Source organism: Microbacterium sp. 05T445 (genome assembly GCF_056395865.1).
In genome coordinates, this window is record NZ_JBFTKJ010000002.1 from 1,468,851 (window position 1) to 1,489,335 (window position 20,485).

Annotated in this window: 17 protein-coding genes; 10 read left to right on the forward strand and 7 right to left on the reverse strand. The window is 70.2% G+C overall.

Annotated features, from left to right (window positions below; all coding sequences use genetic code 11):
- Window positions 1-86: 86 nt before the first annotated feature.
- The 7 genes from AC1DDU_RS16480 to AC1DDU_RS16510 all read left to right on the forward strand — a co-directional run bounded on the left by AC1DDU_RS16480 (window position 87) and on the right by AC1DDU_RS16510 (window position 8,653).
- Window positions 87-314 carry an SPOR domain-containing protein gene (locus AC1DDU_RS16480; protein WP_477435959.1) on the forward strand — a complete coding sequence of 76 codons (228 nt, stop codon included), beginning with the start codon at window positions 87-89 and terminating at the stop codon, window positions 312-314.
- A gap of 59 nt (window positions 315-373) precedes the next feature.
- Window positions 374-1,711 (forward strand): type I glutamate--ammonia ligase, encoded by a 1,338-nt coding sequence (gene glnA / locus AC1DDU_RS16485; RefSeq protein ID WP_477435961.1) that lies wholly within the window; start codon window positions 374-376, stop codon window positions 1,709-1,711.
- A gap of 13 nt (window positions 1,712-1,724) precedes the next feature.
- Window positions 1,725-4,727, forward strand: a complete 3,003-nt coding sequence (locus AC1DDU_RS16490) for a bifunctional [glutamine synthetase] adenylyltransferase/[glutamine synthetase]-adenylyl-L-tyrosine phosphorylase (RefSeq protein WP_477435963.1) — start codon at window positions 1,725-1,727, stop codon at window positions 4,725-4,727.
- A gap of 165 nt (window positions 4,728-4,892) precedes the next feature.
- Entirely contained in the window at window positions 4,893-6,266 is a 1,374-nt protein-coding gene (gene gad, locus AC1DDU_RS16495; RefSeq protein ID WP_477435965.1) for a glutamate decarboxylase, read from the forward strand.
- Between the two features lie 10 nt (window positions 6,267-6,276).
- Window positions 6,277-7,806 (forward strand): glutamate/gamma-aminobutyrate antiporter GadC, encoded by a 1,530-nt coding sequence (gadC, locus tag AC1DDU_RS16500; protein WP_477435967.1) that lies wholly within the window; start codon window positions 6,277-6,279, stop codon window positions 7,804-7,806.
- 37 nt (window positions 7,807-7,843) lie between these two features.
- The gene (locus tag AC1DDU_RS16505; protein WP_477435969.1) at window positions 7,844-8,299 is read left to right on the forward strand and encodes a low temperature requirement protein A; all 456 of its coding nucleotides are present in this window, start codon (window positions 7,844-7,846) and stop codon (window positions 8,297-8,299) included.
- Window positions 8,300-8,386: 87 nt separating this feature from the next.
- Window positions 8,387-8,653 carry a hypothetical protein gene (locus AC1DDU_RS16510; protein ID WP_477435971.1) on the forward strand — a complete coding sequence of 89 codons (267 nt, stop codon included), beginning with the start codon at window positions 8,387-8,389 and terminating at the stop codon, window positions 8,651-8,653.
- A 29-nt stretch (window positions 8,654-8,682) separates the two neighbouring features.
- Here AC1DDU_RS16510 and AC1DDU_RS16515 read toward each other — a convergent pair whose 3' ends face one another.
- The 3 genes from AC1DDU_RS16515 to glnA (AC1DDU_RS16525) form a co-directional block, all read right to left on the reverse strand.
- Complete coding sequence (locus AC1DDU_RS16515) at window positions 8,683-9,414, reverse strand: alpha/beta fold hydrolase (RefSeq protein WP_477435972.1); 732 nt, start codon at window positions 9,412-9,414, stop codon at window positions 8,683-8,685.
- A gap of 277 nt (window positions 9,415-9,691) precedes the next feature.
- Window positions 9,692-10,270 (reverse strand): peptidase M23, encoded by a 579-nt coding sequence (locus AC1DDU_RS16520; RefSeq protein ID WP_477435974.1) that lies wholly within the window; start codon window positions 10,268-10,270, stop codon window positions 9,692-9,694.
- A gap of 316 nt (window positions 10,271-10,586) precedes the next feature.
- The gene (gene glnA / locus AC1DDU_RS16525) at window positions 10,587-12,011 is read right to left on the reverse strand and encodes a type I glutamate--ammonia ligase (RefSeq protein WP_477435976.1); all 1,425 of its coding nucleotides are present in this window, start codon (window positions 12,009-12,011) and stop codon (window positions 10,587-10,589) included.
- A 130-nt stretch (window positions 12,012-12,141) separates the two neighbouring features.
- On the opposite strand from glnA (AC1DDU_RS16525), the gene AC1DDU_RS16530 reads away from it, so the two are divergent.
- Window positions 12,142-12,534: an RDD family protein gene (locus AC1DDU_RS16530; protein ID WP_477435978.1), complete on the forward strand. Its 393-nt coding sequence runs from the start codon at window positions 12,142-12,144 to the stop codon at window positions 12,532-12,534.
- Between the two features lie 45 nt (window positions 12,535-12,579).
- On the opposite strand, the gene AC1DDU_RS16535 is transcribed toward AC1DDU_RS16530, so the two are convergent.
- Window positions 12,580-13,290 (reverse strand): DUF4191 domain-containing protein, encoded by a 711-nt coding sequence (locus AC1DDU_RS16535; protein WP_477435980.1) that lies wholly within the window; start codon window positions 13,288-13,290, stop codon window positions 12,580-12,582.
- Window positions 13,291-13,415: 125 nt separating this feature from the next.
- Between AC1DDU_RS16535 and AC1DDU_RS16540 the strand changes: the two genes are divergently transcribed.
- The gene (locus AC1DDU_RS16540) at window positions 13,416-14,753 is read left to right on the forward strand and encodes a hypothetical protein (protein ID WP_477435982.1); all 1,338 of its coding nucleotides are present in this window, start codon (window positions 13,416-13,418) and stop codon (window positions 14,751-14,753) included.
- Between the two features lie 20 nt (window positions 14,754-14,773).
- Here the strand turns inward: AC1DDU_RS16540 and sucB are convergent, their stop codons facing one another.
- From sucB to AC1DDU_RS16555, 3 genes are all read right to left on the reverse strand, one after another.
- The gene (gene sucB / locus AC1DDU_RS16545; RefSeq protein ID WP_477435984.1) at window positions 14,774-16,504 is read right to left on the reverse strand and encodes a 2-oxoglutarate dehydrogenase, E2 component, dihydrolipoamide succinyltransferase; all 1,731 of its coding nucleotides are present in this window, start codon (window positions 16,502-16,504) and stop codon (window positions 14,774-14,776) included.
- 63 nt (window positions 16,505-16,567) lie between these two features.
- Window positions 16,568-17,941 (reverse strand): dihydrolipoyl dehydrogenase, encoded by a 1,374-nt coding sequence (gene lpdA, locus AC1DDU_RS16550; protein WP_477435986.1) that lies wholly within the window; start codon window positions 17,939-17,941, stop codon window positions 16,568-16,570.
- Window positions 17,938-19,425 (reverse strand): leucyl aminopeptidase, encoded by a 1,488-nt coding sequence (locus AC1DDU_RS16555; protein WP_477435988.1) that lies wholly within the window; start codon window positions 19,423-19,425, stop codon window positions 17,938-17,940. The genes lpdA and AC1DDU_RS16555 overlap by 4 nt, the downstream gene beginning before the upstream one ends.
- Window positions 19,426-19,510: 85 nt before the next feature.
- On the opposite strand from AC1DDU_RS16555, the gene AC1DDU_RS16560 reads away from it, so the two are divergent.
- Entirely contained in the window at window positions 19,511-20,431 is a 921-nt protein-coding gene (locus tag AC1DDU_RS16560; RefSeq protein ID WP_477435990.1) for a proteasome assembly chaperone family protein, read from the forward strand.
- Window positions 20,432-20,485 lie beyond the last annotated feature (54 nt).

The window sequence follows — 20,485 nt, forward strand, 5'->3', positions numbered from 1 at the left end:
CTAGCCACGCGGACGGGGACGCCGCTGAGCCGGCGTCAGTAGGATCGTGCTGACGGTCACCAGCCCCGCGATCCGAGGAGCGCATCATGACGAGCGGCAGCGAGAAGTACTGGTACAACCTCCGCACCGGAGAGGTCGAGAAGGGCTTCGAATCGCCGGCGCCCGATCGCGCCGGTCCGTTCGACACTCCCGAGGAGGCGGCGAAGGCGCCGGATGTCATCCGCGAGCGCTCGAAGGCGTGGGCCGACGAAGAGTCCCGCGAGGACTCCTGGGGCGGCGGCGCCGTGTCCGGCGACGCCGACGGCGACCAGTAGTCTGGCTTCGCCACGGTCGCACGGACGAACCGGGCGGATCGGGCACCGGAGAGGACGCGATGGACAAGCAGCGTGACTTCGTTCTGAGGACCATCGAAGAACGGGGCGTCAAGTTCGTTCGCCTGTGGTTCACGGATGTGGTGGGAACGCTGAAGTCGGTCGCGATCGCCCCCGCGGAGGTGGAGGGCGCGTTCAGCGAGGGCCTCGGCTTCGACGGCTCGGCCATCGAGGGTCTCACGCGCTCGTACGAGTCCGATCTGCTGGCGCACCCCGACCCGACGACGTTCCAGATCCTGCCGTGGCGCGGCGAGATCGACCCCACCGCGCGCATGTTCTGCGACATCACGACGCCCGACGGTCAGCCAGCCGTCGCCGACCCGCGCCACGTCCTCAAGCGCACGCTCGCAAAGGCCGCCGACGCGGGGTTCACCTTCTACACGCATCCTGAGATCGAGTTCTACCTGCTCAAGTCGTCGTCCTTCGGCGCCGACGGCCCGGAGCCGGTCGACTCGGCGGGCTACTTCGACAACGTCCCCGGCGGCACGGCGCACGACTTCCGCCGCCGTTCGGTGCGGATGCTGGAGGACCTCGGCATCTCCGTCGAGTTCAGCCACCACGAGGGCGGTCCCGGTCAGAACGAGATCGACCTGCGCTACGCGGACGCACTGACGACCGCCGACAACATCATGACCTTCCGCACGGTCATCAAAGAGGTCGCGATCGAGCAGGGCGTCTACGCGACGTTCATGCCCAAGCCGCTCACGGGAAAGCCCGGCAGTGGCATGCACACGCACATGTCGCTGTTCGAGGGCGACGTGAACGCGTTCTACGAAGAGGGCGCGCAGTACCAGCTCTCGAAGGTCGGCCGCCAGTTCATCGCCGGACTGCTGCGCCACGCCAACGAGATCTCGGCGGTCACGAACCAGTTCGTCAACTCGTACAAGCGCCTGTGGGGCGGCGACGAGGCGCCCAGCTTCATCTGCTGGGGCCACAACAACCGCTCCGCCCTGGTGCGGGTGCCGCTGTACAAGCCCAGCAAGGGGCAGTCGTCGCGCGTCGAGTACCGCGCCCTCGACTCCGCGGCGAACCCGTACCTCTCCTTCGCGCTCATGCTCGCCGCAGGTCTGAAGGGCATCGAGGGCGAGTACGAGCTGCCCGCGGAGGCGGAGGACAACGTCTGGTCGCTGACGGATGCCGAGCGCCGCGCCCTCGGCTACGCGCCGCTGCCGGCGAGCCTCGACCACGCGCTGGAGTACATGGAGGAGTCCGAGCTCGTCGCCGAGACGCTGGGCGAGCAGGTCTTCAACTACGTGCTCCTCAACAAGCGCCGCGAGTGGCAGGAGTACCGCTCCCAGGTGACCCAGTTCGAGCTCAAGAGCAACCTCGAGATGCTCTGAGGCCGGATCCGGCATGTCCGCGAGTGAACGTCCCCGTTCCCTCACCCCGCTCGCCCGGCTCGGCTTCGGTCGCCTCGCGGAGGCCGAGTCGCTGCTCGCCGAACTGGCGTCGCTGGTCGGCGTCTCGCGAGAGGCCCTGCTCGAGTCCGCGTCCGACGCGGCCGACCCCGACGAGGCGCTGCAGGCGCTGACACGGCTCGCGCGCCGCGACCCCGCACCCGTGCAGCGCGCGCAGGCACGGCCGGGCGCCTGGCGCGTCCTGTGGGCGCTGCTGGGCGCGTCCACAGGGTTCGGCGAGTTCTTCTTCCGGCATCCCGGAGAGATCGACGAACTCGACGGCGCGGGGCAGCGACTCCCGACCGCGGCCGAGCTCCGGGCCACGATGCTGGACGCGGTCGGCGCGGTCGACGGGTTCGCCGCAGAGGGCGGCGAGAGCGCGTGGGTGGCTCTGCGCGTGCGCTACCGCCGCATGCTCGCGCGCATCGCGGCCTACGACCTGCTCAGCCCTGCGCCGGTGGACCAGATCGCGGCGGTCTCGGCGAGCCTTGCGGATGCCGCCGGCGCGGCGCTGGAGGCATCCCTCTCCGTCGCGCGCACGCGCGTGTCGGGCGGCGCCGTCGGGGCCGGGCTGTTCCCCCGCGAACAGGTCGCGCGCACGCGGCTGGCGATCATCGGCATGGGCAAGACCGGCGCGCGCGAGCTCAACTACGTCAGCGACGTCGATGTCATCTTCGTCGCCGGCGGCGAGGGCACCGCGACCGACGAATTCGGCGAGAGCCGCATCGTCGACATCGCGACCCGCCTCGCGGTCCAGACGATGCGCGGGATCTCGGGCGTCGAGATCGAGCCGCCGCTGTGGGAGGTCGACGCGAACCTGAGGCCGGAAGGCAAGCAGGGGGCGCTCGTGCGCACCCTCGACTCGCACCTGGCCTACTACGACCGCTGGGCGAAGAGCTGGGAGTTCCAGGCACTCCTCAAAGCACGTCCGATCGCGGGCGACGAGGAGCTCGCCCAGGCGTACATCGACGCGGTCCAGCCCAAGGTGTGGACCAGCGCCGCGCGGGAGAACTTCGTCGACAGCGTGCAGCGCATGCGCGAGCGCGTCACCGAGCACATCCCGTCGGCGGACGTCGCATATCAGCTCAAGCTCGGGCCGGGCGGCATCCGCGACATCGAGTTCACCGTCCAGCTTCTGCAGCTCGTGCACGGGCTCTCGGACGAGAGCATCCGCCAGCGCGGCACGCTCGACGCCCTGGACGCCCTCGTCGCCGAGGGGTACATCGGACGGGTCGAGGCATCCGCGTTCTCGCGCGACTATCGCGTGCTGCGGCTGCTGGAGCATCGCGTGCAGCTGCGGCAGCTGCGTCGCACGCACCTCATGCCCTCGCGGCCCGAGGAGCTGCGGGTGCTCGCCCGTGCGACGGGCCTGGCCGACACCGGCGAAGGCGTGTGGGCGCTGTGGGAGTCCGTCAAGCGCGAGGTGCGCGACATCCATGTGCGGCTGTTCTACCGGCCGCTGCTGTCGGCGGTCGCGGCGCTTCCCGCCGACGAGCGCGCGCTGTCCACCGAGCAGGCGCACGACCGACTCGCCGCGATCGGGTTCGCCGACCCCGCAGGCGCGCTGCGCCACATCGCCGCCCTGACGACGGGCCTCAGCCGCAAGGCGACCATCCAGCGGCATCTGATGCCCGTGATGATCCGGTGGTTCGCGGACGGCGTCGACCCGGACTACGGGCTGCTCGCATTCCGGCGGTTGAGCGAACGCCTGGGCGACACGCACTGGTTCCTGCGCATGCTCCGCGACTCGTCGGGTGCGGCGGAGAGCCTCTCGCGCGTGCTCTCGGGATCTCGGTACGTGGGCGAGCTCATCGAGTGGATCCCCGAGTCCGCGGCGTGGCTCGACGACCCCGAGCTGCTGCGTCCCCGCTCCGGTGTCGCGTTGCAGCAGGAGGCGCGGGCCATCCAGACCCGGCACGACACGGTCGTCGACGCGATGCGCGCCGTCCGGGCGCTGCGCCGGCGCGAGCAGCTGCGCATCGCAATGGCGGCGATCCTCGGCTCGGTCACGATCGACGAGGTGGCCGACGCGCTGACCACCATCACCGAGGTCACGATCCAGGCCACACTGCGCGCCGTGCGGCGCGAGGTCGTGCCGCCGGAGGATGCCGCGATCGACTTCTCGGTGATCGCGATGGGGCGTTTCGGCGGAGCCGAGCTCGGGTTCGGATCGGACGCGGACGTGATGTACGTCTACCGTGCCAACGGGGTGGATCCTCAGCGGGCGCACGAGCTCGCGCTCCGGCTCGTCGCCGAGCTGCGGACGTACTCCGAGGACCAGCGCGTGCCGCTCGAGCTCGACGCCGGTCTGCGCCCGGAGGGGCGCAACGGCCCGCTCGCGCGATCGCTCGACGCCTACGCGGAGTACTACCGGCGATGGGCGCAGCCCTGGGAGGCGCAGGCGCTGCTGCGAGCCCGCGGTGTGGCGGGCAGCGTCAAGCTCCTCGGCGACTTCATGCAGCTGGCCGACCAGGTCCGCTACCCCGCGGCGATCGAGGCGGGCGCCGTCCGGGAGGTCAAGCGGATCAAGGCGCGCGTCGAGAGCGAGCGCCTGCCGCAGGGCGTCGACCCGTCGCGGCACCTGAAGCTCGGACCAGGGTCGCTCAGCGACGTCGAGTGGCTCGTGCAGCTGCTGCAGCTCCAGCATGCGCACGCCGTGCCCGCGATGCGGACGACGTCGACGCTCGGGGCGTTGCGCGCCGCCGAGGACGCCGGCCTCATCCCGTCCAGCGCCGCCGACCGGCTCGCCGCCGCGTGGCGACTGGCCAGCCGGCTGCGCTCGGCGAACACGCTGCTGTCCGGCCAGACCAGCGACGTCCTCCCGGTCGACCGTCAGAAGCTGGACGGGATCGGGCGTCTGCTGGAGTACCCGCCGCGCTCGGCCACCCAGGTCGAGGAGGACTACCTCGGCGCCACGCGACGCTCCCGGCGCGTCTTCGAGAAGCTCTTCTACGGATGACGCGGGAGCACCCGGGGAGTCGGCCTAACGGTAGACGTCCCGGCGCCGAGGGCCCTAGGGTAGGCGGCGGATGCGCGCTCCGGGGGGACGCAGGATCCCCCGTCCACCGCATCCGCCGGCACCGCGCACGTCGGTGGCCGTTCTCGTAGCGATGGGGGAAGCGTCATGTCCGACCAGATCGACACCGAGGAGACGCCGGCGTTCACGCGGCGAGGAGAGGCGACGCTACGGGCGCGGCACACCATTCCCGCCGGCGAGTCGCTTCCCGACACGGCGTACCAGATCGTGCACGACGAGACGATGCTCGACGGTAATGCGCGGTTGAACCTGGCGACCTTCGTGAGCACCTGGATGGACGACGAGGCGAAGAAGGTCTACGACGACGCGTTCGACAAGAACATGATCGACAAGGACGAGTACCCGCAGACGGCGGCGATCGAGGACAACTGCTGGCACATGCTGGCGAACCTCTGGAACGCACCCGACGCGGCAGGGGCGATCGGCACCTCCACCATCGGGTCGTCGGAGGCGTGCATGCTCGGCGGCCTGGCCTTCAAGCGGCGCTGGCAGCAGGCCCGGCGCGCCGCAGGCAAGTCGACAGATTCCCCCAACCTGATCATGTCGTCGGCGGTGCAGGTGTGCTGGGAGAAGTTCTGCAACTACTTCGACGTGGAGCCGCGGTACGTGCCGATCAGCGAGGACCACAAGACGCTCGACGGCCACGACCTCGAGAAGTACGTGGACGAGAACACCATCGGCGTCGTCGCGATCATGGGCGTCACCTACACCGGCATGTACGAGCCCGTCACCGAGATCGCCAAGGCGCTCGACGACATCCAGGCCAAGACCGGGCTCGACATCCCGATCCACATCGACGGCGCCTCCGGTGCGATGATCGCCCCCTTCCTGCAGCCCGACCTCGTGTGGGACTTCCGGCTCGAGCGGGTGCACTCCATCAGCACCTCGGGCCACAAGTACGGCCTGGTCTACCCGGGTCTCGGGTGGATCGTGTGGCGCGAGGCGAAGTGGCTGCCCGAGGACCTCGTCTTCAAGGTCAGCTACCTCGGCGGCGAGATGCCGACGTTCGCGCTCAACTTCTCGCGGCCCGGGGCTCAGGTGCTGCTGCAGTACTACCTGTTCCTGCGGCTGGGCTTCGAAGGGTACCGGGCGGTGCAGCAGGCATCTCAAGACGTCGCGAAGTACCTCGCGGACGGGATCGGCAAGATCGGAGCGTTCGAGTTGTGGAACGACGGCAGCGACATCCCGGTGTTCGCCTGGCGCCTGGCTGCCGGGCACACCAAGAACTGGAATCTCTACCACCTGCAGGACCGCCTGCGCATGAAGGGATGGCTGGTTCCGGCCTATCCGATGCCCGACAACCTCGCCGACCTCACGGTGCAGCGCATCGTGGTGCGCAACGGGCTCAGCATGGACCTGGCCGACGACCTGCTGGCCGACATCCAGACGGAGACCGCCTACCTGGACGCGCTGGAGTCGCCGATGCCCGTCGAAGGTCAGCGGCCCGGATTCCACCACTGAGGAGCCCGAGATGTCCGCAGATGCTCCTGCCTCGGGATCGGCGACCACGAGCGTCGCCCCCAGCCATCCGCTCGCGCCGCGCAAGGCGGTGACGAGCTTCCTGGGCGTGGGGCAGCTCGCGCTGCTGACGCTCGTCGTGGTGGCGAGCCTGCGCTCGCTGCCGGCGATGGCGGTGTTCGGGCTCGGCAGCGTCACGCTGTACCTCATCCCGGCGATCTTCTTCCTGGTCCCGACGGCGCTCGTCGCCGCCGAGCTCGCGACCGGCTGGAAGGGCGGCGTCTACATCTGGGTCCGTGAAGCGCTCGGCAACCGCTGGGGCTTCACCGCGGTCTGGCTGCAGTGGATCCAGAACGTGGTCTGGTATCCGACGCAGCTCTCGTTCATCGCCGCCGCTCTCGCCTTCGTGTTCTTCGATCCGAAACTGTCGGACTCCGGCTTCTTCACGGCGATCGTGATCCTGGTGCTCTACTGGGGGTCGACCCTCATCACGCTGCGCGGCGGCAACTTGTTCGCCAAGCTCGGCTCGTGGGGCGGCATCCTGGGCACGCTGCTCCCCGCCGCGATGCTCGTCCTCTTCGGAGCCATCTGGGTGTTCAGCGGTCAGAAGAGCGAGGTGCCGCTCGAGGCCTCCGCGATGATCCCGCCGTTCACCGGCCTCGCATCCATCGTGCTCATCGTGTCGAACGTGCTGGCATACGCGGGCATGGAGGTCAACGCCGTCCACGTGAATCAGATGCGCGACCCCGGACGCGGCTACCCGCGCTCGGTGTTCCTCGCCTCGATCCTCATCCTGCTGGTGTTCATCCTTCCGACGATCGCGATTGCGGTCGCGGTGCCGCCGAAGGAGCTGGGCCTCACCAACGGCATCATGCTGGCGTTCCAGGAGTACTTCACCCAGTGGGGGATCGGCGAGTGGGCGACCGCGGTGGTCTCGGCGCTCATCGCCGCCGGCGCGCTCGCGTCGGTCATCACGTGGATCGCCGGTCCGTCGAAGGGCCTGCTCGCGGCAGCCGAGACGGGTCTGCTGCCGCCGGCGCTGCAGAAGCGCAACAAGGAGGGTGTGCAGACGGGGATCCTGATCCTGCAGGGGAGCATCGTGACGCTGCTCGCCGCGATCTTCATCATCGTGCCCGACGTGAGTGCGGCGTTCGTGGCGCTCATCGACATGGCCGCCGCGCTGTACCTGATCATGTACATGCTGATGTTCGCATCGGCGATCGTGCTCCGCCGCAAGGAGCCGGACGTCAAGCGCGCGTACCGGGTTCCGGCGATGGACCTCATCGCCGGGATCGGGTTCCTCGCATGCCTTGCGGCGTTCGTGCTCGCCTTCATCCCGCCCGATGGCTTCACGGCGTTCTCGCCCGCGGTCTATCCGTGGATCGTGGCGGCCGTCATCGTCGTACTCGGCCTGCCGCCCTTGATCTTCTATGCGGCACGGCGCCCCGGCTGGGATCGCCGCAGCGCGGCCGAGAAAGCAAAACACGGCACCCACGAGGAGGACGAGAGCGGCGCGGCATCCGCGACAGCATCGAGCGGATGACGGATGCCTCCACTCGTCGTCTTCGCCTCCGCTGTCGGTGAACCCTGAGCGTCGTCGAGGGCGCTACCGGCACGGACTGCGCCGGCTGATCCCGCGGGCGACCGAGGAGCACGGCCGGACGGCGACTCCGCTCGAGCTCCTGTTCGACCTGACGTTCGTCGCCTCCTTCGCCGTGGCCGGCGACGAGTTCGCCCACGGGATCGCGGAGGGGCACTGGGCGACCGCGACCGTCGCTCTCGTGTTCTCGATGTTCGCCGTGGTCTGGGCCTGGATCAGTGTGAGCTGGTTCGCGTCGGCGTTCGACAACGACGACTGGGTGTGCCGCCTCCTGACGATGGTGCAGATGGCGGGCGTGATCGTGCTCGCCGTGGGGCTGCCGGCGTTGTTGGCTTCGATCGCGCGCGGCGTGGTCCTCGACAACCGGGTGATGGTCGCCGGCTACGTGATCATGCGCCTCGCGCTCGTGGGCAGTGGGCGCGCGCGGCGCGCGTGAATCCTCGCTACCGACGCATACGATCCGCAGTACGACGTCTCGGCGACGACCGTCGTCGCGGCGATCGCGGTTCCGGTGGTCGTCTTCATGGTGGTTCGGCTCCTCCTGCAGGCGTGGCTGGTGTCTGCGCTCCCGCGCGACGCCGCCGCACAAGGGGGTGCGACAGCACCGGCGATCATCGCGATCCCGCTCGCCGCCGCAGGAGTGCCCGTATGGGTGTGTCTGCTGGTCGTGCTCGTCTCACCGACCTGCATGGTGCTCTCGTTCGAACTCGGCGGGTGGCGAACCATGGACGCCCAACTGGCGCGGATCGCCCCGCGCGACGGTCGGTCTGTCCGTTCGGCACCCCTGTGAGAACGCCGCTGACGGCACACGTCGAGCCGTCAGCCGATGGAGGCAGCCGCCGCACGGATCGCTTGGAGAGTCGCCTCCGGCCGGGAGACCATGGAGACGTGCGAGGCATCCACTTCGGTGACCGTCGCACCCGCACGGTCGGCCATGCGGCGCTGCGTCTCGATCGGAATCACGCGGTCTTCCGTGCCGAGGACGGCCCAGCTCGGGATCGTCTTCCACGCGGGGGCGGCGGAGGGTGTCACGTTCGCCACGAAGGATGCCGGACGCTGCGTCGCCACGATGCTCCACCGGTCGGCTTCGGGGAGGTCCTGCGCGAACGCGTCGTGCACCGTCGCCGGCTTCAGGAACGCCTCGGCCGCACCCTCGGGGGCACCCGGGTAGCCGGCGACATCGAGCACGGTGGTCGGATCGGCGACCGCGAGCGCAGAGCCCGAGCCTTCGAGGATCCCCACGACCGTCTCGCCCTCGTCGGGGATGAAGGCGTCCACGTACACGAGCGCACGCACGTCACCGCCGTGCGCGCCGGCGTTCGTGATCACGGCGCCCCCGTAGGAGTGGCCGACGAGCACGACAGGGCCGGTGGTGCGCTGTGCGAGGAACGAGGCGATGTAGGCGGAGTCGCTCGTCAACCCACGCAGCTCGTTCGGTGGCGCCAGGACCGTGAACCCCTCCGCCTGCAGCGGACCGGTGATCGCGTTCCAGCTGGATGCATCGGCCCACGCGCCGTGGACGAGGACGATGGTCGGCTTGCTCTCTGACATTTCGACTTCCCATCTCTTGTGCCGCCGGGGCGGCTGCGGATGATCAAAGTCGCGCCGTGTGCTGTCCTGGACGCGCTGACCGCCACCCTAGAGGCCCGACCGCCGCCCGCGCCAGCATTTCATCCTCAGCGAGCGGTCGACGCGTCTCAGCCGCCGTCGGAGGGGGAGACGCACGGCGACGAGCGCGGGGCGACTGCGAAAGGCGGCCGATGACGGATGCCGCGCCTTGGCACGGCTGCGTCAGGTTGCGGCATCCGTCACCCGACGCCCGATCCGGTCAGGGGCAGTACGGGATGCCGTCGATGCGGTCGCCTTCCGCGGCGCTGCCGGTGACCGCGGCGACCACGCGGAGCGCGCGGTCCCAGTACCGCGCGTAATGCAGAGGATCGGCGTTGATCTGTATGCGATGCGCGACGAGCGTCGGCTCCATCGCGGCGCGGTCGGGCGCGCGGTCCGCCATCGCCCGATAGAACATCGTCGATGCGGAGTACGGGTCCAGGCGCGCTTCGCGGGGACCCCAGGAATCCTGCTGCTGGAACAGGCCGATCGATGTCGTGCGCGAACCGTCGGGATTGGTGGCTCCGCTCGTCTCCCAGTCGCCGTAGTCGATGTTGCGCAGGGACGACTCGCCCATCGCGGTCATGACGGCGATCGTCTGGTCGCGCTCGCCGAATCCGAGGTCCCGACCTGCGGCGAGGATCGTGCAGGCGTTGTCGAGCTGCGCGAGACCGTAGCCCGCGACCGCCGGCTCGGCGGCCGGGGCCGGCACGATGGCTTCCCCGTCCTCCGACAACGCCTCGAAGAACGCACCGGCCAGCGCGCTGCCACCCAGCACGACGACGGCGAGGAGAACCACCGGCACAGCGATCGCGGTGAGGACGGCCGCAACGGTGCGCCCCCGACGCCGGCGACTTCGCCGCCGTGCCGCCGTGCGCCGGCCCGCGGACACCTTCGACCGAGCCGTGCGACGTCGGCGTGGCGTCACGACGCTGCGAGCAGGCATCGGTTCTCGCTTCCGGTCGGGGATGGCGCGGATGTGCCTGTTCAGCATAGGCACGCGCGCCCGGAGACTCGGCTGGTCGGCCTGCCGGCCGCCGTGCGTGGACAGCGAAGGCCCCCGGGCTCCCTTGATCTCTCTCGGGAGCCCGGGGGCTCAGATGCTGGAACGGACGTCAGACGCCGAAGTACAGCTCGTACTCGAACGGGTGCGGGCGCGCGTTGAGCGGCTGGATCTCGTTCTCGATCTTGTACTCGATCCACGTCTCGATCAGCTCGGGCGTGAACACGCCGCCCTTGAGCAGGAACTCGTGGTCGGCGCGCAGCGCCTCGAGCGAGTCGAGCAGCGAGTTCGGCACCTGCGGGATGTTCTTCGCCTCCTCGGGAGGAAGCTCGTACAGGTCCTTGTCGACCGGCTCGTGCGGCTCGATGCGGTTCTGGATGCCGTCCAGGCCCGCCATCAGCTGCGCGGCGAAGGCGAGGTACGGGTTGCCCGAGGCGTCCGGCGCGCGGAACTCGATGCGCTTGGCCTTGGGGTTGGAGCCGGTGATCGGGATGCGGATGGCCGCCGAGCGGTTGCCGGCCGAGTACACCAGGTTGACCGGCGCCTCGTAGCCCTTCACGAGACGCTTGTACGAGTTGAGCGTCGGGTTGGTGAACGCCAGCAGCGCCGGCGCGTGCGCCAGGATGCCGCCGATGTACCAGCGAGCCAGGTCGGAGAGCTGTGCGTAGCCCTTCTCGTCGTAGAACAGCGGCTTGCCCTCGAGCCACAGCGACTGGTGCGTGTGCATGCCCGAGCCGTTGTCGCCGAAGAGCGGCTTCGGCATGAAGGTCGCGACCTTGCCCCACTCGTTCGCCACGTTCTTGACGATGTACTTGAACTTCAGGATGTCGTCGGCCGCGTGCACCATCGTGTCGAAGCGGTAGTTGATCTCCTGCTGACCGCCGGTGCCCACCTCGTGGTGCGCACGCTCGAGGTGCAGGCCCGACTCGATGAGGCGGAGGCTGATGTCGTCGCGCAGGTCGGCCGTCTTGTCGACGGGCGAGACCGGGAAGTAGCCGCCCTTGAAGGGGGTCTTGTTGGCGAGGTTGCCGCCCTCTTCGGCGCGGCCGCTGTTCCAGGCGCCCTCTTCGGAGTCGACCGAGTAGAAGCTGGAGTTCTGCTTCACCTCGTAGCGGACGTCGTCGAAGATGTAGAACTCCGCCTCGGGGGCGAAGAACGCGGTGTCGGCGATGCCGGTGGACGCGAGGTACTTCTCGGCCTTCTTGGCGACCTGGCGCGGGTCCTTCGAGTAGATCTCGCCGTTGCGCGGGTTGTAGATGTCGAAGACCATGATGAGGGTCTTGGCCTCGCGGAACGGGTCGAGGTATGCCGTCGACACGTCCGGGATCAGCTGCATGTCCGATTCGTGGATGTTCGCGAAGCCTCGGATCGAGGAGCCGTCGAACAGCTGGCCGACCGTGAAGAACTCCTCATCGACGGTGGAGGCCGGGATGTTGAAGTGCTGCTGCACGCCAGGAAGATCCGTGAAACGGATGTCGAGGAACTTGACGTCCTCGTCCTTGATGAACTTCAGCACCTCGGATGAATCTTTGAACATGAAGACTCCAGAGGTAGGGCATTCGGATCCGCCCGCGCGGCGGGCATGATGGCAAGCTACCGGCAGGGGATTGCCCGGCAGTATCACCTGTGTTTCCGGGATGTTACGACGGCCTGGGTACGCTTGAGAAGTGACGCAGAGCACGCAGGACTACCCCGGAGAGCGACTCGGGCTGCCCCGTGAAGGTACCGGATCGATCGGCCGTCTCGGCCGCCGAGTGGGCGCGCTGTTCGTCGACTACGGCGCCGCCTACCTCATCTCGGGCTTCTTCGAGTGGGATCCGCTCGCGATCCTCGCGCTGTTCGCCGCGATCCAGCTGGTGTTCCTGCCGACGCTCCAGGGGAGCCCCGGGCACCGGCTGTTCGGGCTGCGCCTGGTTCGCCTGGACGGCGCGTGGGTCGGGCTGTGGCGGCCGATCATCCGCACGGCGCTGCTGATCCTCGCGATCCCCGCCGTCATCTGGGATGCCGACCAGCGAGGACTGCACGACAAGGCGGCCGGCACGGTGCTGATCCGCTCCTGAAACGACCGTCGCCACCGCGATGCGGTGGCGACGGATCAGCTCAGCTCAGCGAGGACGCTGTGCGCGCGCCTTCGTCGGGTCGATGCCCTTCGGGATCGGCAGCGACGTCAGCGACTGGGAGACCGAGTCGACGCGCTTGATCACCGCGGCCATCGTGGCGCGGTCGACCTTCTTCGGGAGCGCCTTGATGGTCGAGGAGAGCTTGGAGATCGGCACGTCGCCCTCGCCATGGCCGACGTAGAGAACGGTGACGGGAACGCCCGACGCCACGCGCTGCACCTTGGAGCGCTCGTCGTTCACCAGGCGCGTGAGGCGCCCACGTGCGCCCTCGCCGACGATCACGACGCCACCGCGGCCGATCGCGCGGTAGACCGCCTCCTGCGTCTTGGGGTTGATGCCCACCGGCATCTCGCTGGCCTGCCACTTGCGACCGAGAGAGGTCGACATGACGTGGCCGGTGGCTCCCGGCATCCCATCGATCTTCTTGTACATCGCGCGCGTCGACAGGCGGGTCATCGTCATCATCGAGGCGAGCACGCCGAGCATGAGGCCCGTGATGCCCCACAGGATGATGCTCCACACCGCGACGGGCGGGATGGCGAAACCGATGCCGACACCGACGGCGGCGCCGAGGAGCAGGGTGCCGATCAGCAGGAACGGCAGCCAGCGGTACTCCTTCTGCGTGAAGGTGTACAGGGTGCGGATCTGGGAGAAGAATCCAGGGCCCTTGTCGGGGGCGGAACTGCGCGCGGCCATAGCTTCCAGCCTACCTTTTCTGAGGGGCTCACCTCGGCTCCTCCACAGTCGACACGGGTCGTTGCCGATCCCCGGCCCGCGGACCGCGGCGGCTCGTCTCGCCGGCACGAGCACAGACTGGGCGCGTGACGAGCGAAGCCGAACCCTGGGGCGGCGCCTACCGCACGATCCGGGCGGTGCGCGCCCGTGAGGACGCCCCGTGGCCGGGCGTGCTCGCACGCAGTGCCGACGGCACCCGCCTCCTGGTCGACACCGGAGTCCTCGGCCCCGGTTGGGCGGGCTGGGGCGCGGCGCCGGACGGCCACGTGCTCGCCCCGCTCGACGTCGTGCGGCGACCCGACGGCCATGACGTGGTGCTGCCCATGTGCACCGAACGACTGGAAGACTTCGTACACCGCAGGGCGGGGCGGATGCCGCTCACCGTCGGGGAGGCGGTCACGTTGGGGGTGAGCGTGCTGCGCGGGTGCGCACAGCTCGGGGTGACACCCGCGGTCACCGGCGAATGGTGGCTCGATGAGGTGGGCAGACCGGTGCTGGCGACGGATGCCGCCCCCACCGGCGCGCTCGAGGCCGCTGCCGTCCTGCTGGGGGCGGTCGCCGTCGATCCACCGTTGCGCGGACCGTGGGAACTCGCGCTGCGGGCCGTCTCCGCCGAGCGCGTCTCCTCGCGGGACCTGCTGGCCGCCGAGGACGCGCTGTTCGCCGTCGCGGCGCCCGAGCCGCTCAGCACCGTCAGTCTGCGGCCGCGCAGCGCGGCAGACCTTGCGCAGGACCGGGAGCCGCGCCACGCCGAACCGGTCGAGGAGGACGCCGCTCCGAGATCGATCTGGCAGGGGCTGCTGTCGGGCGTCGACGACGGTCTCGCCGACACCGTGTCGCGGGCGACGACCGCCGTCTGGCGGCGGCTGCGCGCCCGTGACCGTCCACCGAAGAAGTCCAGAAGACGCGCGCCCTGGCTCGTCGCCGCAGTCATCGGCGTCGCCGTCCTGGCGGGCGGATTCCTCTGGCCGGCGACGGGCGGAGACGCGGGTGCCGGGGCCGCCACGTCGCCTCGGTCGGGCGCGGAACCCACCGCGACAGCCCGCTCCTCCACGCCGCCGGAGTCCGCGGCTCCCGTGCCCACGTCGGTCGCGTCCGCGGCGGGGGAGTCATCCGGCTCCGCGGACGCACCGGGGGATCTCGCAGCGGTGACCAGCACCCTGCTCGACGCGCGCCTCGCGTGCGACGGGGACGAAGGCTGTCTCGCCACGGTCATCGCCGACCCGGCGACACCACCGCTGGGCGGAGCCATCGACCTTCCCGCAGCCATGCGGACGGTCACGCTCCTGGACGACTTCGGCGACCTCGCGGTGCTCCGCATCGACGCCGCGGATGCGGCATCCGCGTCACAGCTCGTGGTGATCCTGCGCAGAGACGAGAAATGGCTGCTGCGCGACGTTCACGACGTCGCGCAGCAGCCATGAGAGCGCGGGGCGCTCTGCGATCAGATGCCGAGCTGGCCCTCGAATGCGGCAGCCTCGAGCCGCGACTTGACGGCTCCGAGGAACCGGGCCGCGTCCGCACCGTCGATGACGCGGTGGTCGTACGACAGAGCGAGGTAGACGTATGAACGGACCGAGATCGCGTCCTTGCCGTCGACCGTCACCACACCCGGGCGCTTCACGACGACACCGGTGCCGAGGATCGCCGTCTGCGGCAGGAAGACGACGGGGGTGTCGAACAGAGCGCCACGCGAACCCGTGTTGGTCAGCGTGAACGTTCCGCCGGCGAGCTCGTCGGGCTTCAGCTTGTTGTCGCGCGTACGGGCCGCGAGGTCTGCGATCTCGTGGGCGATCTGCGCCAGGTCCTTCGACGCGGCGTCACGCAGCACCGGAGTCAGCAGGCCCCGCTCCGTGTCGACGGCGATCGACAGGTTCTCGCTGGCCGGATAGACGATCTGGTCTCCGTCCACCGTCGAGTTGACGATGGGGTACGCCTGCAGCGCCTCGGCGGCGGCGAGGGCGAAGAACGGCAGGAACGACAGCTTGTCGCCCGTCTTCGCGAGGAAGTCGTTCTTCACCTTGTCGCGGAAGTTGGCGAGCTTCGTCACGTCGACCTCGACGACCGTCGTGAGCTGCGCCGTCGACTGCATCGACTCGACCGCACGCTGGGCGAGCACCTTGCGCAGGCGCGACATCGGCTGCGTCGTCCCCCGCAGCGGCGAGACCTCGACGGGCGCCGGTGCGGCGGCGGGAGCGGCCCCGGCAGCAGGAGCCGCGGCGGCTTCGGCGGCACGCAGGACGTCCTCCTTGCGGATGCGACCGCCGACGCCGGTGCCCTTGACCGCGTTGAGGTCGACACCCTGCTGCTGTGCGAGTCGGCGCACGAGCGGGGTCACGTAGGTGACGGAGTCGTCGTCGGCAGCGACCTCAGCAGCCGGCGCGGCCGAAGCCGGCGCAGCGGCGGGAGCCGTGGCGGCAGCGGGCGCGGGGGCGGCAGCAGGAGCCGGGGCAGCAGCAGGCGCCGGGGCAGCAGCCGCGGGAGCCGGGGCGGCAGCGGCGGGAGCCGGGGCGGCAGCGGGAGCGGGAGCGGGCGCAGCGGCCCCGGCCTCGCCGATGCGCGCGAGCGGCGAACCCACGGCGACGGTCTCGTCCTCGGCGACCAGGATCTCCTGGAGCACGCCGGCGAACGGCGACGGGATCTCGGTGTCGACCTTGTCGGTCGAGATCTCGAGCAGCGGCTCGTCGACGGCGACGTCGTCACCGACCTGCTTCAGCCAGCGGGTGACGGTGCCCTCGGTGACGCTCTCGCCGAGCTCGGGGAGGACGACGTCCTTGCCCGCACCGGACGCGACGGGCGCGGCCTCGGCGGGGGCGGCGGCAGCGGGCGCGGCCTCAGCAGGAGCGGCCGGAGCGGGCTCCGCGGGAGACTCGGCGGGCGCAGCGGCCGGTGCGGCCTCCTCGGCCGCGGGCGCGGGCGCCGCCGCCGGAGTACCGGAACCGTCACCGATCTTCGCCAGCACGGCGCCGACCTCGACCGTCTCGTCCTCCTGGACGAGGATCTCCTCGATGACGCCGCTCACCGGCGACGGGATCTCGGTGTCCACCTTGTCCGTGGAGATCTCGAGCAGGCCCTCGTCCGCCTGGACCGTGTCGCCGACGTTCTTGAGCCAGCGGGTGACCGTTCCCTCTGTCACGCTCTCACCGAGAGCGGGGAGGACCACGGATGTGCTCATGAGGATGTCTCCTTCTGAAGAAATAGTCGGATCTAGCTTAGTGAAGGGCGCGACCCGGGAGGGTCAGAGCGCGTGCAGGGGCTTGCCCGCGAGCGCGAGGAACGCCTCGCCGAGGGCCTCCGACTGCGTCGGGTGCGCGTGGATGAACGGAGCGATGTCTTCGGGGTGGGCCTCCCAGCCCACGGCGAGCTGACCTTCGGTGATGAGCTCGCCGACGCGGTCGCCAACGAGGTGCACCCCGAGGACCGGGCCCTCCTTCGCGCGGACCACCTTGACGAGCCCGCCGGTTCCGAGGATCTCACTCTTGCCGTTGCCGGCGAGGTTGTACTCGTACGCGACGATGCCGTCGGCGCCGTGCGCCTCGGCCGCCTGCGCCTCGGTGAGGCCGACCGACGCGACCTCCGGGTGGCTGTAGGTGACCTTGGGGATCTGCGTGTCGGGGATCACGACGGGATTCAGGCCCGCGATCTCTTCGGCGACGAAGATGCCCTGCTGGAAGCCTCGGTGGGCCAGCTGCAGCCCCGGCACGATGTCGCCGACCGCCCACACGTGCGCCGCGCTGGTGCGCAGGCGCTCGTCGGTGAGCACGAACCCGCGGTCGATCGTGACGCCGGCCTCTTCGTAGCCGAGACCGGCCGATGCCGGACCGCGTCCGACCGCGACGAGCAGGTAGTCGGCGGTGAACACGGTGCCGTTCTCGAGCGTCACGGTGACGGCATCGGAGGTCTGCGTCGCCGACTGGAAGCGCACTCCCAGCGAAGAACGGATGCCGCGCCGGCGGTACGCCCGCTCGAGAGCCTTGCTGAGCGCGACGTCCTCGTTGGGCACGAGGTGGTCCAGCGCCTCGACGATCGTGACGTCGGCGCCGAACGAGTGCCAGACGCTCGCGAACTCGACGCCGATCACGCCGCCGCCGAGGATCACCACGCTGCCCGGGATCTCGTCGAGCTCCAGCGCCTGCTCGCTGGTCAGGATGCGGCCGCCGATCTCCAGGCCCGGGAGGCTGCGGCTGTACGAGCCGGTCGCGAGGACGACGTCGGTGCCGCGGTAGAGGTCGTCGCCGACGCGCACGGCGGGTCCCGGCTCGAGGCGCCCCTCGCCGGTGACGACGGTGATGCCGCGCGCCTTCACGAGGCCTTCGAGGCCCTTGTACTTCTTCGCGACGATGCCCTCGCGGTAAGCGCGTACCCCCGCGGGGTCGATGCCGTCGAAGGTGGCGCGGATGCCCATGGACGCGGCATCCCGCGCCGTGTCGGCGACCTCAGCGGCGTGCAGCAGCGCCTTGGTCGGGATGCACCCGCGGTGCAGGCACGTGCCGCCCACCTTGTCCTTCTCGACGAGGGCGACGGTCTTGCCGAGTTCGGCCGCGCGCAGAGCGGCCGCATAGCCGCCGCTTCCACCGCCCAGAACGACGAGATCGAAGGTGTGGTCGGTCATCGTGCCTCCTCATCGAGGTCTGCCAGGACGAAGCGGATCAGGCTGCGCACGGTCGCGGCAGTCGGTCCCTTGTCGGTGTAGCCGTACGGCGCGCCCTTGTGGGTGCCGCTGCCGGCGATGTCGAGATGCACCCACGGGATGCGGGGCGCATCTGCCTCGTCGCCCGTGCGGCCGACGAAATGGCGCAGGAACAGTCCTGCGAAGAGCGAGCCTCCGGCAGAGTCGCCGATCTTGGCGTTCTGCAGGTCGGCGATGGGGGAGTCGAGCTCCTCGACCATGTGCGCGGGGAGGGGCAGCTGCCACGCCGGCTCGCCTGCCTCGGCGGCGGCGGCGAGGTAGCGGGCGACCGCCTCGTCGTCGCCCATGACGCCGGTGTGGCGTGTGCCGAGCGCGACCAGGATGGCACCGGTGAGCGTGGCGACGTCGACGATCACGTCGGGCTTCTCGCGGCTGGCGGCGACGAGCCCGTCGGCGAGCACGAGGCGGCCCTCGGCGTCGGTGTTGAGCACCTCGACCGTCGTCCCGTCGAGCATCCGCAGCACGTCGCCCGGGCGGGTGGCGCGGCCGGACGGCATGTTGTCGGCGAGGCAGAGCCACGCGGACACCTTGACGTGGCCCTGCACGGATGCCACCGCCCGCAGCACGGCGAGCACGGTCGCTGCGCCCGCCATGTCGTACTTCATGCCGACCATCGACGCCGCGGGCTTGAGCGACAGGCCGCCGGTGTCGAAGGTGATGCCCTTGCCGACGAGCGCGACATGGCGCGTGGCGCCCTCCGGCGAGTACTCGAGGCGGACCAGGCGTGGCGGGCGGTCGGAGCCCTGTCCGACGCCGAGGATCCCGCCGAAGCCCTGCTCGCGCAGCGCCTCCTCGTCGAGGATCTCAACCGTCACAGGCAGGTCGGCGACCGCGTCGACGGCACGCTGTGCGACGTCGGCGGGGCCGAGCCACTCGGCGGGCGTGTGGACGAGGTCCTTCACGAGGGCGACGGATGCCGCGGTCTCGACGACGCGCGTGAGCTCGGTGTCGTCGGTCTCGGCGTCGCCGTGGACGACGACGCGCTCGGCGCGCGGCTTGGGTGCCTCGGTCTTGTACCCCGCGAATCGGTAGCCGCCCAGCGCCGCGCCCTCAGCCAGCGCCGGCCAGAGCGCCGGATCGGCCGACGGGGCTGCGAGGGCGACGGTCGCGAAGCCGGTCAGGGAGCGGATGGCGGTGCCCGCCGCATCGCGCAGGGCCGCGGCATCCGGTTCCGCGCCCGTTCCCACGACGGCCAGCGGAAGGGACGTGGCCGCGGGTGCGGGCACACGGACGAAGGATCCGGTCGCGCCCGTGAATCCGACCGCCGTCAGGGCCTCGCGAAGGCCCGGCCAATCCGGCAGATCGGTGGGGGCGTCGGCCTCGAGCGGCGGCAGTGCCAGCACGATCGCATCGGCATCGGACTCTCGGACGGGTGCGTTGCGGTACTCGAGGTCGGGGAACGACATGGTCTCCATCCTAGGGACGACGACTGTTCGCTCTGAGCGACACCGACGCGACCCGAGGTGTGCGCACGGCTCGTACCATGGGGACATGTCCTTTCCCGGTCCGCTGTTCGAGCGTGCGGCCTCGGCGCCGCCCGTTCCGCGCGGCCTGCCCCTGGTGATCGCCCTGACCGGGTTCACGGATGCCGGCAGTGCGGTGAGCCGGATGATCGACTACTTCCGCGACGACCTCTCGCCGTCGTTGATGGTGGCTTTCTCCAACGACGTGCTGCTGGACTACCGCGCGCGTCGCCCGATCGTGTCTTTCGAGAAGGACCACCTGACCGACTACCGGCCGCAACGGTTGGAACTCTCGTTCGCTCACGACGCGCTCGGGCAGCCGTTCCTCCTGCTGGCCGGCTATGAGCCGGACTTCGCGTGGGACGCGTTCTCCGCGGCGGTCCTCGACTTCGTCGACGCGTACGGCGTGTCGACCGTCACCTGGGTGCACGCCATCCCGATGCCGGTGCCGCACACGCGGCCGATCGGCACCACCGTCAGCGGGACGCGCTCGGAGCTGACCGAGGCCCACTCGGTGTGGCAGCCGCACACGCAGGTGCCGGCGACGGCCGGGCATCTCCTGGAGTACCGCCTCGCCGCCGCTGGAGTGCGGGTCGCCGGCTTCGTGCTGCTGATCCCGCACTACCTCGCCGACACCGAGTACCCCGCCGCGGCCCTCGCGGCGCTGGACAGTCTGACGGTCGCGACGGGACTCGTCTTCGCCGGCGACGTGCTGCGCGACGAGAACCACGAGTACCTCGAGAAGGTGACCGAGCAGATCGACGCGAGCGACGAGCTGGCCACCATGGTGCAGGGGCTCGAGGAGCGCTACGACGCCTATATGGCCGGCTCCACGCTCGCCACGCCGATGATCCACACCGGCGATCTGCCCAGTGCCGACGAGCTGGCCGCCGAGCTCGAGCGGTTCCTCGCCAGTCGTCCCGGCGAGGACGACAGACGCGGCTCCTGACCCGGCCCACTGGGGGCGGTGGAATTCGCCGCGGGACCTGCGCGTTGACTTCAT